Origin of the sequence: Ochrobactrum vermis, from assembly GCF_002975205.1 — a bacterium.
In the GTDB taxonomy this organism is placed as follows: domain Bacteria; phylum Pseudomonadota; class Alphaproteobacteria; order Rhizobiales; family Rhizobiaceae; genus Brucella; species Brucella vermis.
In genome coordinates, this window is record NZ_PCOC01000002.1 from 1906903 (window position 1) to 1921554 (window position 14652).

The window sequence follows — 14652 nt, forward strand, 5'->3', positions numbered from 1 at the left end:
CCAAAAGTGGGAACCGGTTTTGGGATAAAATGCGACGCGCTTTAAAGCTCGTTCAGCCTCGGCTCCCGACATGACGCCCAACGGCTATTGGTGTCGGAATCTCGCGATGCGAATGCGAAAGGCGTTCCAGTACGGCAAGAATTGGGGCCTTTGCGGCAACCGCCTTGCCTGCCTTGCTGTCGACATGCAGCAGCATCTGTTCAGCGCTGGCAATCTCCGTCTCGCCGCGTCTGAGACTATGAAAGACATGCGCGCGTTTCTCGTCAGACGAGAGCAATTGCGTTTCGACATGAAGCGCATCGCCTGCCTTCGCTTCCCCGCGATGCATGATATGGGTTTCGACCGTATAATAGCTGTGGCCGGATTTCAGATAGGCCTCATCCACGCCGATATGCGCCAGAAACCTGTCCGTCGCCTGCCCGAATATATCGAGATAACGATGCTCGGTCATATGCCCATTATAGTCGATCCACTCCGGGATCACGCGCGCGTCCAGAAGGCGCAATGGGCCGGAACTCGCCTCGGCGCGATCGACAGTCGCGTCAAGCCGCGCGGCATAGGCATTGAGAAGAGCGCCTGCACCCCAACCCTTGCCGTTTTGCTGTTGCGCAAGAGCGCGGATGATCGCGACCAGATTTTCATCGCGAATTCTCTCCAGGTCGCGAATTGAAAGCCCTTCATTCTGCGCGTCTGACTGGTCCGCAATGCGGTTGATCAGGCTTTCATCAAGCTCAGGCACATCCGTCAGTTTCGTCCAAGGCCATTGCAGAGCGGGCCCGAACTGGGCGAGGAAATGCCGCATACCGGCGGGACCGCCAGCGATGCGATAGGTCTGGAACAATCCCATCTGAGCCCAGCGAAGCCCAAACGAATAGCGGATGATATCGTCAATCTGCTCGACAGTGGCGATACCGTCATGCACCAGCCACAATGCCTCGCGCCACAGTGCTTCCAGAAGGCGATCACCGACAAATGCGTCGATTTCCTTTTCGAGCACGACCGGCTCCATCCCGGTCTGGCGATAGAGCGCGGAAGCACTCTCGATCGTCGAACCGGTCGTCTTCTCGCCCGGCACGAGCTCCACCAGCGGCAACAGGTAAACGGGATTATAGGGATGCGCGATCAAAAGCCGCTCGGGATACCGCAATCCCGCCTGTAATGTGCTTGGGAGAAAGCCGGAGGTGGAAGAGGCGATCAGCGCATCATCCCTGCAAGCCGTTTCAATCTCCGCCAGTACAGCAAGCTTCAGGTCAAGGCGCTCGGGCACGCTTTCCTGAATGAGCGCGGCGTCTGTGACCGCGTCGGCCAGCGAAGCGGAAAAGGTCAGCTTGCCTTCCTGCGGAAGACGCACAGTGGTCAGTGCCGCCAGTGCCCGGCGCGCATTGTCGAGAATATGTTCTGTCGTCGCCTTTGCATCGGGCGACGGATCGTAAACGGCCACGTCGAAACCATTCAGGAGAAAGCGTGCGGCCCAGCCGCTGCCGATGACGCCGCTGCCGATGCAGGCAATCTTGGGAGGATGGCTGTTCATGGCTATCACCAACGCTTTGTAAGCTTGAGTTTTTCGCGGACTTCGGCGGGCGTCAGAACTTTTGTTCCCATATTGACGGCAATGGCTTTGGCGCGCTCGACCAGATCGCCGTTCGATGCCAGAACACCCTTGTCGAGCCAGATATTGTCTTCCAGACCCACGCGGATGTTGCCGCCTGCGAGTACCGCTAGAGCCGCATAGGGCAACTGATTGCGACCGATGGAAAACGCCGAGAAAATCCAGTTATCCGGCAGGTTGTGGAGGATGGAAATCAGCGTCGCCAGATCGTCGGGCGCGCCCCATGGGATACCCATGCACAGTTGCACCAGAACCGGATCGTCGAGCAGGCCCTGCTGCTGCAGCCACTGGGCAAGCGGCAGATGACCGGTATCAAAAATCTCGATCTCCGGGCGCACGCCGAGCCGCTGTATCTGCCCGGCCATTTCTTTCAGCATGGCGGGCGTGTTTGTCATCACGTAATCGCCTTCGCCGAAATTCATCGTTCCGCAATCGAGCGTGCAGATTTCCGGCAGCAATTCCGCAATATGGGCAAGCCGTTCCGTCGCTCCAGCCATATCGGTCTTGGCGGCATCGGGCGGCAGCGGAGCTTCTGGCGAGCCGAAAACCAGATCGCCGCCAACGCCTGCTGTCAGGTTCAGCACGATATCGACACCCGACGACCGGATATGATTCACTACCTCACGAAAGAGCTCCAGCTTGCGCGACGGCTCACCGGTTTGCGGATCGCGAACATGAATATGCGCGACAGCGGCACCTGCCTCGGCACTTTCGATGGCCGCATCCGCAATCTGGCGCGGCGTGATCGGCACCTTGTTCGAGCGATGCGTGGTGGCGCCGGCCCCGGTGACGGCTGCCGTGATGAATATTTCGCGAGCGGGCTTTAAAGGCATGATCGTTTCCCTCGATTTTCGCCGAGCTTGACAGGTCGCGAAATGCCGGGATTATCATTTTACGAAATCTATTTGGCGAAGAGCGAAGCATATGATCTTTGAACCATCCGACGAAGAACTAAGCGTTACCCTGCTTGTCCTGCCGGATTGTTCACTCATGTCGCTGGCCGCGACGCTCGACCCGATGCGCGGCGCCAACCGCGTCACCGGTCGCTCTCTCTATCGCTGGCGAGTGGTTTCCCCGGATGGCAGCGACCCCGTCACATCCAGCGGGCTCAAAGTTGCGGCCAATGGCCGTTTCGAAGCTGGCGCGCAGGACATTCTCATTATCGTCAGCGCGTTTCATGCCCTGGAACACGCCACTCCAAAACTACTCGCCATGCTGCGACAGGCGGCCAAACAATCGAAACTCGTTGTGGGCGTGGAAGCCGGATCATGGGTTTTGGCAAAAGCCGGGCTGCTCAACAGACGTAAGGCAACCACACACTGGGAGGACATGGAAGCATTTTCACAGCGCTTCCCGGAAATCGAAATGCAATCGGACCGCTGGGTACGGGACGGAGCTTTTCTGACGACTGGCGGTGCCGCCCCCGCGCTCGACATGATGCTGGCGCTCATTCGCGCCCGCCACGGCTATTCCATCGCGCTGGATGTGGCGAGCCTCTATATCTACGATGAGGTGAAACAGGCTTCCGACGCGCAGCCGCTGGTTTCTCTTGGCCGGTTACTCAACCGCGAGCCGCGACTGGCCGAGGCCATAAAGATCATGGAAACCCATATCGACCGCCCGATTCCCGTGACGGGCATCGCCCGCAGGCTTGGCTTGTCGACGCGCAGTCTCGAATTGCTGTTTGCCAATGTGATCGGGCAGTCACCGGGCAATTACTATCTGTCGCTCCGGCTGAAAGCGGCCCGGCGGCTGATCCTCGATACGCATCTTTCCATGGCGGATACAGCGGAACAGACCGGCTTTTCGTCGATCAGTTCGCTGTCGCGCGCCTTCAAGCGGCATTTCGGCCAGTCGCCGAGCAAGTTGCGGCAGTAACAGGCGGGATGTTTAGAGCCCCAGCTCCGACTTCACTTCTGCAAGCGCTGGCTTGCCGTCGAACGTTGTCACACCGTCCAGCCATGCATCCAGTTGCGCCGGATTCTCCTTGATCCATTTCGTGACAGCGTCTTTCGCTTCCATGCCGTCATTCAGGATCATATTCATCATCGTGCTTTCCATCGCCGTGTTGAACTTCAGGTTCGACAGAAAGCGCGAGACATTGGGGCAGTCCGTTGCATAGCCCTTGCGGGTCAATGTTTCGACGGTTGCAGCACCGTCATCCGGGCCAAACAGATTGTCGCCATTTTCGAGATAGGTGAGCTTGTAGCGAATATTCATTGGATGCGGCGTCCAGGCGAAGAACACGACCGGCTCCTCCTTGCGCACCGCATTCTGGACCTGCGAGAGCATAGCCTGCTCGCTCGATTCCGCGAGCTGGAAATCCTTCAGGCCGAACTTGTCCTGCTCGACCATCGACTGGATCGTGGCATTGGCGCTACTACCAGCCTCGATGCCATAAATCTTGCCGCCGAGCTGGTCCTTGAACTTTGCGATATCGGCATAATTCTTGATGCCAAGATCCTTGCCCGTCGCAGCAAGGCCAATCTTTGCGCCTTCGAGATTAATCCCGGCCTGCTCGATCTTCTTTCCCTCAAGATAGGGTTTGCGCGCTTCTTCCTGAAGTGGCATCCAGTTACCGAGAAAAATATCGATCTGTCCGTTTTCCAGCGACTGGAAGGTAACGGGCACGGAAAGAATGGTCGTTTGCGGCTGATATCCGGCTTTTTCAAGCACCAATGACGCAAGCGCCGTCGTTGCGGTGATATCGGTCCAGCCGACATCGGAAAATTTTGGTGCCTTGCAAGTTTCGCTTTCAGCGGCACGCGCCTGCACGCCGGTAAGGCTAGCAACACTTGCTGCAAACAAAAGAAATAGGCGTTTCATTCTTTTCTCCCCTTTGTTTTTATTGGGAACAACATGATAGGGGAAACGTGAAATGCCTGTTCGCAATATACGCAATCATCTTTGCGTTTTGCGCAGCCCTTGATCATTGATCGGTCGAGTTAAATTCGGAAAGCTGCGCAAAAACCGGAGCGAAAATTACTTTCCGCCGCCATACTGCACGTCGCTGACATGCTCCATCCAGTCAACGACCTTGCCGTCGAGCTGTTCCTGAATGGCGATGTGGGTCATGGCATTGCTGGCGGATGCACCGTGCCAATGTTTTTCGCCCGGCTCGAACCAGACCACATCGCCGGGCCGGATTTCCTCAATCGGCCCACCTTCGCGTTGCACAAGGCCGAGACCGGCTGTCACGATCAGGGTCTGGCCAAGCGGATGCGTGTGCCAGGCGGTGCGGGCACCCGGCTCGAAGGTCACAGCCGCAGCCGCAGCCCGCCGGGCATTGTTGGGGGAGAACAGCGGATCGATACGGACATTGCCCGTAAACCAGTCGGCTGGACCTTTGCCCGAAGCGTCGGCTCCGTTTCGCTTGATATCCATGAGGCATTCCTTTTCAATTCAGAAACAATGCAACATAGATCAACTTCGCGAGGAGATCAGCGCCTTTTGGCAGGGTTGCGCTGCAAAATCACGTTATGCCGTTTCTCAAGCTCTGTGTTGACCGCTTCGATTTCCTGCTGCTTGCGTGCGTCGTCCCAGCCCAGTTCCTGTGCCAGACTATCAGCGATTGCAGCAAGATTGCCGGTCGTCAGCGCCCCGTCGATTGCCAGCGTGGTGCGCCGCAGAACGACATCCGCCAGATGCACGACAAGCTCGTTGCGTGCAATCCATGCGATTTCCGTCTCGCTGAACGTGTCGGTTTCCGGCAGCATGGTGACCGTTGCGCCTGCTTCCTCGCGGATGATCGCCAAGGCCGTGGTGCCGTAGCGCTTCAGCAAGGTCTCGACCCGTGCGGCAGACAACTTTGTTTCCGTGGCGTACCTCGTCACCCATGCCTTGCGGGCGCGATCATCGGCGGGATAATCCCTGCCACCGCCGATGGCGAGGTTACGCGTTGACACCCGCCGGGCCTGACCGAAACGCCCAAGAACCTTGTCGGCCACTTCCTCGGCAAAGCCGCGAAACGTGGTCCATTTGCCGCCAACAAGTGAAATGATTGCAAATGGCCGGCTGCTATCCGGCTCGATCACAGGTGCGGAATGATCGCGGCTGATCAAGCCCGGTTCGGAAGCATTGGAGGCCGGGAGCGGACGGATGCCGCTATAGGTATAGACGATCTGGCTGCGATCGAATTTCAGCTTCGGCAAAAGCGAGCGCAGGCTGTCGATGAAATAGTCGGTTTCATGATCGTCGCAGCGCACATTGTCCGGATCATCCGACGGAATGTCGGTGGAACCCACCAGCGCCAGACCGTGATAATCGTAGACAAGACAGATACGTCCGTCATCCGCCTCGAAATAGATCATCCGTCCATTGAGGCTCTTCACCAGCTCGGGATGATCGACAAGAATATGCGAGCCCTTGGTGCCGCCGATCATCTTGGTCGGCTTGCCAAGCGCGGCATTGACCCGGTCGATCCATGGTCCGGCAGCATTAATAATGAGCTTCGGCCTGACCGCGAATTTCGCACCGTCCGGCCCCTCGAAACCGACAACGCCGTCTTCAGCGTAAACAAGTGTCGTAAAATTGGCCGCAGCGCTTTTCGGATTGGCCCGCAGCCCGTCGCTGACAAGCTCATAGACCAGACGTTCCGGCTGGCTGACCTTCGCGTCGTGATAGATGCCGCCTGCCACAATCGACGGCGTGATATAAGGCATTTCCTTCGTCGCCGTCTCCTTCAGCAGAAAACGGTGGTGCGGCATGACGCGCTCACGCGCGCCAAAATAATCGTAAAGCGCCAGACCGATCTTGATGAGCACAGCACCACGACTGCGTGGCGCGGTCGTTGATCCGAACAGAGTACGGAGCGCCGCAGGAATACCCTTTGTCCACGAAAAGACCGGAATGAAAGTCGGCAGCGGTTCGACATTGTGAGGCGCATTCTTCAAGAGAAGATTGCGTTCCAGCGTTGACTGGGCCACGAGGCCGAACTCGCCGGTTTCCAGATATTTCAGACCACCGTGAATAAGCCGCGACGGAGCCGCACTTGTGCCGGAACCGAAATCCGCCTTGTCCACGATAAGGCAGCTCACGCCCTGTTCGCTCAGATCACGATAAAGCCCCGCACCATTGATACCCGCGCCGAGGATGAGCACGTCCACGCCCTCGGACTCCAATTGTCCGATGCGGCTTTTCATTCCGGCATTGCCTACGAAATCATTCATCTTACTGTCTTTACGTCGCTAAGGCGCGGGACACGCCGTTTATTTCAATCCGTGAGCGCTTCGATCTTCGGCCAGATCGGCCCAAGCGCCGAGGCGATTTCCTTGAACAGCGCATAACGCTTTTCATAGAGCGCGCTTCGCCCGGCATCCGGTTCATAAGTGCGGCCGATGGCGTCGAGATCGCGCGGATCGCTATAGACATCGGCGAAAACACCAGCGCCCTTGCCAGCACAAAGGGCGGCGCCCCAAGCTGCGGCCTCGTCCGTATCCGTGACGGTAACGGGCATGCCGAGAACATTGGCGAACATCTGCGCGAAAGCCGGGCTGCGCGATACGCCGCCGGTGAGACGTGCTGCAGAGATCGCGAAACCATCCTTCAGGTGGTCGACATGGATGCGATGATTGAAGGCAATGCCTTCCCATATCGCGCGCAACATGTCGCCCCGGTCCTGCCAGCCGCGCAAGCCGAAGAAAGCGCCGCTTGCCATCGCCCCATAGGGCGAACCGAAGAGATAGGGGTGAAACAGCGCCGTGGAAGGTTTAGCCAGAGCTGCATCGACTTCAGGGCGCAGCATGTCGTGGATCGAGCGCCCCGTTTCTTCCGCCTCGCGCCGCTCTGCCGGGCAGAGCTTGTCGAGGAACCAATCATAATTGGCTGTCGAGGCAGGCGAGATCGACATGTTGTTCCATTCGCCCGGCGCAATGCCGTTGCGGCAGAACCAGCTTTTATCGACATGCGGTTCGGACGACAGCGTTTCGTTGATCGAATAGGTTCCGGCAACCACGGCAACGGTCCCAATGCCAAGCCCACCGACGCCGAGCGCCGAGGCGGTCACGTCATGAAGGCCACCGACGACCGGCGTTCCGGCGACCAGACCTGTGCGTTGCGCGCACTCGGCAGAAACGCTGCCGACGATTTCATCGGAACGCGACATGGGCGGCAACGCATCCCAAAGAGCTTCCAGTCCGAAAAGGGCGAGCGCCTCTTTCGAATAATCCTGCGTGTTCACGTCGGTAAAGGAGGTCGAAGCTTCGGTGCGATCCGTGCCGACGTCGCCGGTGAGACAGAAGCGCAGCCAGTCCTTGCAGGCAATCACATGCGCGATGCGGCGATAGCGGTCCGGTTCGTTTTCCTTCACCCATGCCAGAATGGCGGATGGAGCCGACGCATGGGGCAACTGACCGGTGATAGCGATGGCCTGCTCTGCAACGGGGCTATTGACCCAGCGCTCCGCAATATCACCGGCACGGCTGTCGAGCGACAATATGCCTGCTCCGAGCTGTCGGCGGTCCTTGTCGAGCATGTAGATCCCATCGCCATGGGCGGTGGTGGCGATGGCCAGAATGTCGGAAGCAGGTCGCCCGCTTCTGGCAATCGCTTCGGCGATGGCCTCCGCCGTCGCATCCCAGAATTCATCCATGTCGCGTTCGACGTGGCGCGCGCGCGGAAAGGATTGCGCCACGCGGCGGCGCGCAACGGCAAGGGTGGTTCCGTCAATATCGAACAATACGGCTTTGGTAACGGTCAGTCCGCTGTCGATTCCGAGCAGAGAGGGCATGTATCGTATTCCTGATAAATTATGCGCGGGCTATTCTTGCTTGCCGCCTGTCCGGGCATTGGCGCGGGCAACCACCACGTTGATGCCTTGCGCCTCCATGCGCTCGATATGCGCGAAAGGCGTATTTTCATCCACGATGACAACGTCGAAATCGCTGAGCGCGCCGAAATTGTGCAGGGCCCGGCGCTCGAACTTGGTGTGATCGGCCAGAAGGATACGCTTGGCGGCGCAGTCCAGCATGGCACGCTTGGTTTCCACCATTTCCGGGGATTGGTGAAACAAAAGATCGTCGGTGATCGCCGCAATCGAAATGAAGGCCACATCGGCGCGAAGACGGCGGATTTCGTGGATCGTCATGCCGCCCACAAATGCGTTGCACCAGTTATAGAGCTGACCGCCAAGACCGAGCAGCGTCACATCCTTGATGTCACGCACCTCGTTCATCAGGATCAGTGAATTGGTGATGACGGTGAGCGGCCCCTTGCCCGGCAGATGCGGCACCATCTGCAGGACAGTTGTGGAATCGTCAAAGAAAATCGCCTGACCTGGCTCGACAAACTGCATGGCAGCTTCGGCGATCAGTTTCTTTTCTTCCGACTGCCGGGTGACGCGATAAAGATCGCTTGCCTCGATCAGGCTTGTAGGCGCAGCCGATACGATGCCGCGCGACTTGCGAAACAGCCCGCGGCTTACCAGTTCATCGACGTCGCGATGCGCGGTCATCAGGCTGATGCCGAACCGTTCGGTGAGGTCCTCGATACGCATCGAGCCTTCAGCCATTACAGTTTCCGCAATCTGCTGGCGCCGAACCAATTGACGTGCATGCCGACTGTCGTTCGGCACCTGCTCCGTCATCAGGTTGTCAATGCTTGCTTTGTTGCTCACTGCCATGCCTGCCACTTGTCCCCTTGCTTGCACGTTCCGAAAGCGTCGGAATCGCCCGATAGGCTCTATATTGCGCGGTCTTCAACCCCGAAATCCAGCGTAGGATTGCATGGGGTCTCTTTGGGTAAGGGACTTCTGGAAATACGCATCCCGTCGGCTGAATTGCTTTCGGGATGCGCCTTGTTCAAACCTTACTGTTCCAGAACGAACGGCGAGGTGTATTTGTCGACATTGTCCTTGGTGATCAGGATACAGTCGAAGAGCTGCTTTTCATGATCAACACCGGTCTTGCCCGTCTTGATGAAGTTGTCGGCCTGCTTGACGGCAGCTTCCGAGAACACGGCAACCGGCTGCAGAACGGTGTACTGCAGTTCACCAGCCTTGATGGCTGCGACCGCATCCGGCGAGCCGTCGAAACCGCCAACCTTCACCTTATCCAGCTTACCGGCCTTCTTCAGAGCGGCAATCGCGCCCAGAGCCATTTCGTCATTACCGGAGATGACGCCGATAATGTCCGGATTGGCCTGAAGGAGTGCCTGCATCTTGTCGTGACCCTGGGTACGGTCCCAGTTGGCGACGTCCTGACCGGCCTTCACCAGATCCGGATACTGCGAGAGAACGGTTTCATAGCCGTTCGAGCGCGTTGCGGCATTGTTGTCGGACGGCGAACCGAACAGCTCGACATACTTGCCCTTGTCGCCGACGCTTTCGACCCACTGGGTCGCACCGATAGCGGCACCCTGAGCGTTGTTGGAAACGAGCTGCGCCTTGGCCAGACCTTCCTGGTTGATTTCCGCATTGACGAGGAAAACCGGGATATTGGCGGCGATTGCACGCTTGACCGCACCGACCGACCCGTCCGCATTGGCCGGATCGAGAATAATGGCAACCGACTTGTTGGTGATAGCCGTGTCGATCAGGTTGCTTTCGGTGTTGGTGTCGCCCTTGTGGCCACCGACAACAGCCTTGTAGCCGAGACCTTCGGCGGTCTTCTTGGCGATTTCACCTTCGGTGTACCAGTACGGGTTGGATGGATCGTTGACGATGATCGTCATCAGTCCTTCGGCCCAGGCCGTGCTGGCGATGAGAGGCAACGCTGCCGCAGCGGCGAACAGAACGCGCATTCCCTTCTTGAACATGGTCTCACTCCCTTGATATTTTTCATTTGCGTTATGCCGGTTCCCCGGCGGTACTTATTTCCATTGGGCGGTTTTCGAGATGTTGCGCCTTCCTGGAAACCTTTCGATAAACCCGGATATTTCCGCGGCTCCGTCCGGAACGGTGGACGGAACCGCTATCGATCATCGCCGGGAGTATTGAATGCTGTTGAGCAGAACCGCGAGCACGATCACCGCGCCGGTAAAGACGGTCTGCCAGTAGGAGGACACACCGATAATCACGAGGCCGTCGGAAAGGAAACCGATCACGAAGGCGCCGAGAAGTGTACCCTGGATAGTACCGCGCCCCCCAGTGAGCGCTGCGCCACCGATAACCACGGCAGCGATTGCCGTCAGTTCGTAGGTGGTGCCTGCCGTCGGACCGGCCGACGTAAGCTGCGAAGAAAGAACCAGACCCGCGATGGCAGCGCAGATGCCGGAAATGACATAGACCGACACCTTGACGCGCTTGACCGGAACGCCGGACAGTTCAGCCGCCCGTTCATTGCCGCCCGATGCATAGAGCCAGCGGCCGAATGCAGTGCGGTTGAGAACAATGGCGCAGATGATGGCGAGAACCGCCAGAACCAGAACGCCGATCGGCACGCCGAAAAGCTTGTTGAAACCGAGCCAGTCGAAGCCGGTATTGCCAAGTTCCGGACGTCCGCCGAGATTGTTGTAGGTCAGGCCGTTGGTCATCAGAAGCGCCACGCCGCGCGCGCAATAGAGAACGCCGAGAGTCGCCACAAAGGCCGGAACACGCAGATAGGCGATCAGCACGCCATTGACAGCGCCGACGAAGGCGCCAAGCGCACAGGTGATGAGGACCACGGCCCAGACCGGGAAATAAAGGATGATGCCGAATTCCTGCAGCGTCACGCCCTGCATCAGGAAACCCGCAACCACGCCCGCCAGTCCCAGTGTCGAGCCAACAGAAAGATCGATGCCGCCATTGAGGATGACAAGCAGCATGCCGATGGCAAGCAGGCCGAAAATGGCCACATGCGACGACATGATCAGGAAGTTGTCGACACTGAAGTAATAAGGCGAAAGGAACGAGAAAACTGCGATGATCGCGATCAGCGCAAAAAATGCACGACCTTCGAGCAGCAGATGCACGATGCCGGGTTTCCGCTTCGCGCCGTTCGGAGCCGCTGTTTCTTTGTTGGTGCTCGTGACTGACATTCTATCAGTGCTCCATAACCAGAGCATTTAACGCCCCGACTTTGTCGGGTCTTATGCTCTATCCTTTTGTTTCAACGCATAATCTTGTCCGAGAAGTCCGCAACTTCTCGGGATTATGCTCTTGTATGTTCGCATTATCCGACGCAAAACCGCTTCGCACTTTTGCTGGAAATGCTTTAGTGACCGACCATGGCTTCGCCCGAGGCGGCCATGATCTTCTCCTTGGACACGTCCGACCCGAATTCGGCGGAGATGCGTCCACGGTGCATGACGATGATACGATGAGCGATGCTAAGGCATTCACCGACTTCCGATGTCGTGTAGACGACGGCCAGCCCCTGCTTTGCCTTCTCGGCCAGAAGCTTGAACACTTCCGCCTTCGCCCCGATATCGATGCCGCGGCTCGGCTCGTCGAGCAGGATGACCTCCGGCTCGGTCGCCAGCATCTTGCCGATCACGACCTTCTGCTGGTTGCCGCCGGAAAGCGAACCGATTGCCGCTTCACCGCCATCCGTCTTGATGTGCACATTCTTGATCGACTGATCGACGATCTCTTTTTCGCGCTTGCGCGATGTAAACAGACCCTTCGTCATTTCGGCAATGCTGGCGAGCGACAGGTTCCGGCCGACCGTCATCGTCTGAACGAGACCGTCGCGCTGGCGATCTTCCGGCACCAGCACAAGCCCCTTCTCGATGCGCTGTGCGATGGTGAGGCCGGAGACGTCCTGCCCTTTCAGGACAACACGTCCGCCGCTTGCCTTGAGACGACCGGCAACGGTTTCCAGAAGCTCGGTACGCCCTGCGCCCATGAGGCCGTAAATGCAGACGATTTCACCGGCACGAACATTGAGAGACATGCGGTCGACCAGCGCGAAGCCCGCGCCGCCGGGATCGGGAACTGTCAGGTTCTCGACGGAGAGTGCCACGTCGCCCCAGTCATATCCGGTCGGCGGTGAACCCAGGTCGAAGTTTTCGCCGACCATGTTGCGCACGATCCATTCCAGATCGATGTCTTCACGCGGCGCATAGGCCGTCATGGTGCCGTCGCGTAGTACCACGGCATGATTGGTAATCTGCAGCGCTTCTTCCAGATGGTGCGAAATATAGACGATGGCCACACCACGCGCCGTCAGGTCGCGAATGACCTTGAACAGCACCTCGACTTCCGAGGCGCTCAACGCCGAAGTGGGCTCATCCATGATGAGAATGCGCGAATTGACTGAAAGAGCACGGGCGATTTCAACGACCTGCTGCTGACCGAGGCGAAGCTCCTCGACCGGCGTCAGCGGATCGATGTCTTCTTCCAGTTCCTTCAGAAGCTCGCGCGTCAGCCGTTCTTCCTCGGCGAAATCAACGCCGGTGGCGGTACGGATCTCGCGTCCCATGAAGATGTTGTCGCGCACGTTCATGTTCGGCGCGAGGCTCAGTTCCTGGTGGATGATAGAGATACCGAGATCGCGCGCTTCGGTGGACGAGTTGAACGTCACCGGCTCGCCATCGAGAATGATCGTGCCGGAGGTCGGCTGGATCACGCCGGAAAGCACCTTCATCAGCGTCGATTTGCCAGCACCGTTTTCGCCGAAAAGCGTCGTGACCTGGCCACGGCGGATTTCGAAATTCACACCCTTCAAGGCATGAATGCGACCGTAGGACTTGGCGACGTTGTGCGCGGCAAGAACGACATCGCCGTTTTTGCCTTCGATTTTTGGAGCGGTGCTCATTTCACTTCGAGCCCCACAGGCGTGACGAGCCAGTTCTTCGGATTGACGACCTTGAACACGCCAACCACAGTCACGGTCTTGCCGATGAGATTCTCCACATCGACGCCGGAAAGCACCTGCTTCTTCATTTCATTGTTCAAGGCCGAACCGGCGTTCTGATATTCGATCTGGTTCTTGAACTGGCCGAACTGGATTTCGCCGGTCGCGTCGCGCAGGTCGGTACCGTTGACGGCTGGGCCGGTCTGGACACGGATGGCAACGCCTTCCGGCAGACCATCAACCTTGACTACATTGTAGTTGGACTTGCGCTCTTCCACGACGCCGGTGAACTTGACCGGGATGACCGGGTTGACGTCGCCCACGCCATATTTCTTTCCGGCTGCGGCCTTGTCGGCTGTGAGCGCGGTTCCCACTTCGGCGGCATCGACGGCACGCTGCTCGACACTTGCCTTGACCTTGGGGAATTCGGAAACGCCGTAGGCATCGGGAGAAAAGGCCTGCTGGCGCACATCGGAATCAGACCCGATCTTCACGACCTTCGTGTCGACGGCAATCGCTCCGACAACCACAATCGCAGCGATCACGCTCCAGACGATGGCGCGGCTCAGCTTGGCGGGCTTTTGTGAAACTTGACTGGTTTGTGCACTCATTATCAAACGCCTTCAGCAATTCTGCCGGATTGTCGTTATTGAAACGGATGATGCGGCTGAACTTTAGCCGCCTGGAGACTGCTCTCGATCACTGCCGTCAGACTTGCCGGATAGGCAGGAGCCTCCGCCAAAGCGGTGCAAGATGCGACAGACAAGATCATGATAGCCTCCACATGAATTCCAGGGCCCCGCTCCTCCGTGCAACCTGGAAACAGATGCGCCGCAATCAGAACTTATGATAGCGGCGTGTTATTAACTCCAATAATGATGTTATAAAGCTCGAAATCTGTCAATCAGATGTTTTCGAAACACCGGTTAATTAGCACCATTTCGCGCCAAATCGACATCACAATCCAGAGAAATCCACTACATATTCCGTTACCACATGAATTATTCACGTAACGACTTTTCACAAAGACCGCATCTGTGAACGTGAGAAATTTCTAGAATATTTTTAATTATTTCAGTTAGTTAGAAATTTAGAGACGGGAAAACACCTGCTATCAAAAAGAGAAACGAGTCAAAATCCGCACATTGAAGCATAGCGATTTCCTCTGCAATCACTGTTTGGTGAAAAAAAATGCTCGCTATCGAAAATTTTACAGACAACGTGGTAGCGTTATGTTATCTCCAACATACGCCATCGCCCGATTTCATTGTAAACAGGGCTGCGAGCGACGTATTTTCAGTCGCGGGAGGAATCCAAATGTCTACGAAA

General features: G+C 57.5%; 13 protein-coding genes and 1 pseudogene. 2 read left to right on the forward strand and 12 right to left on the reverse strand.

Going from position 1 to position 14652, the window contains the following annotated elements:
* Positions 1 to 52: 52 nt before the first annotated feature.
* Both CQZ93_RS23125 and CQZ93_RS23130 read right to left on the reverse strand, forming a co-directional pair.
* Positions 53 to 1531 (reverse strand): carnitine 3-dehydrogenase, encoded by a 1479-nt coding sequence (locus CQZ93_RS23125; protein ID WP_105544861.1) that lies wholly within the window; start codon positions 1529 to 1531, stop codon positions 53 to 55.
* Between the two features lie 5 nt (positions 1532 to 1536).
* Entirely contained in the window at positions 1537 to 2442 is a 906-nt protein-coding gene (locus CQZ93_RS23130) for a beta-keto acid cleavage family enzyme (protein WP_105544862.1), read from the reverse strand.
* Positions 2443 to 2533: 91 nt separating this feature from the next.
* Here CQZ93_RS23130 and CQZ93_RS23135 point away from each other — a divergent pair, with 91 nt between their 5' ends.
* Positions 2534 to 3487 (forward strand): GlxA family transcriptional regulator, encoded by a 954-nt coding sequence (locus CQZ93_RS23135; protein WP_105544863.1) that lies wholly within the window; start codon positions 2534 to 2536, stop codon positions 3485 to 3487.
* A gap of 12 nt (positions 3488 to 3499) precedes the next feature.
* Here CQZ93_RS23135 and choX read toward each other — a convergent pair whose 3' ends face one another.
* The 9 genes from choX to CQZ93_RS23185 form a co-directional block, all read right to left on the reverse strand.
* A complete protein-coding gene (gene choX / locus CQZ93_RS23140; protein ID WP_105544864.1) occupies positions 3500 to 4435 on the reverse strand; it encodes a choline ABC transporter substrate-binding protein in 936 nt (311 codons plus the stop codon).
* A 156-nt stretch (positions 4436 to 4591) separates the two neighbouring features.
* The gene (locus CQZ93_RS23145; protein WP_105544865.1) at positions 4592 to 4993 is read right to left on the reverse strand and encodes a (R)-mandelonitrile lyase; all 402 of its coding nucleotides are present in this window, start codon (positions 4991 to 4993) and stop codon (positions 4592 to 4594) included.
* Between the two features lie 56 nt (positions 4994 to 5049).
* The gene (locus CQZ93_RS23150; RefSeq protein WP_105544866.1) at positions 5050 to 6777 is read right to left on the reverse strand and encodes a glycerol-3-phosphate dehydrogenase/oxidase; all 1728 of its coding nucleotides are present in this window, start codon (positions 6775 to 6777) and stop codon (positions 5050 to 5052) included.
* Between the two features lie 44 nt (positions 6778 to 6821).
* Positions 6822 to 8336 (reverse strand): FGGY-family carbohydrate kinase, encoded by a 1515-nt coding sequence (locus CQZ93_RS23155; protein ID WP_105544867.1) that lies wholly within the window; start codon positions 8334 to 8336, stop codon positions 6822 to 6824.
* Between the two features lie 30 nt (positions 8337 to 8366).
* A complete protein-coding gene (locus CQZ93_RS23160; RefSeq protein WP_105544868.1) occupies positions 8367 to 9227 on the reverse strand; it encodes a DeoR/GlpR family DNA-binding transcription regulator in 861 nt (286 codons plus the stop codon).
* A 185-nt stretch (positions 9228 to 9412) separates the two neighbouring features.
* The gene (locus CQZ93_RS23165; protein WP_105544869.1) at positions 9413 to 10360 is read right to left on the reverse strand and encodes a D-ribose ABC transporter substrate-binding protein; all 948 of its coding nucleotides are present in this window, start codon (positions 10358 to 10360) and stop codon (positions 9413 to 9415) included.
* 162 nt (positions 10361 to 10522) lie between these two features.
* The gene (locus CQZ93_RS23175) at positions 10523 to 11563 is read right to left on the reverse strand and encodes an ABC transporter permease (protein ID WP_010660874.1); all 1041 of its coding nucleotides are present in this window, start codon (positions 11561 to 11563) and stop codon (positions 10523 to 10525) included.
* A 176-nt stretch (positions 11564 to 11739) separates the two neighbouring features.
* A complete protein-coding gene (locus tag CQZ93_RS23180) occupies positions 11740 to 13284 on the reverse strand; it encodes a sugar ABC transporter ATP-binding protein (RefSeq protein ID WP_105544870.1) in 1545 nt (514 codons plus the stop codon).
* Positions 13281 to 13934, reverse strand: a complete 654-nt coding sequence (locus tag CQZ93_RS23185; protein ID WP_105544871.1) for a DUF2291 family protein — start codon at positions 13932 to 13934, stop codon at positions 13281 to 13283. The genes CQZ93_RS23180 and CQZ93_RS23185 overlap by 4 nt, the downstream gene beginning before the upstream one ends.
* Here CQZ93_RS23185 and CQZ93_RS23190 point away from each other — a divergent pair.
* Positions 13914 to 13998, forward strand: a pseudogene (locus CQZ93_RS23190) (ATP-binding protein); the annotation flags it as partial. The gene CQZ93_RS23185 and the pseudogene CQZ93_RS23190 overlap by 21 nt on opposite strands.
* On the opposite strand, the gene CQZ93_RS27050 reads toward CQZ93_RS23190, so the two are convergent.
* The gene (locus CQZ93_RS27050; RefSeq protein ID WP_286154241.1) at positions 13970 to 14095 is read right to left on the reverse strand and encodes a hypothetical protein; all 126 of its coding nucleotides are present in this window, start codon (positions 14093 to 14095) and stop codon (positions 13970 to 13972) included. The pseudogene CQZ93_RS23190 and the gene CQZ93_RS27050 overlap by 29 nt on opposite strands.
* Positions 14096 to 14652 lie beyond the last annotated feature (557 nt).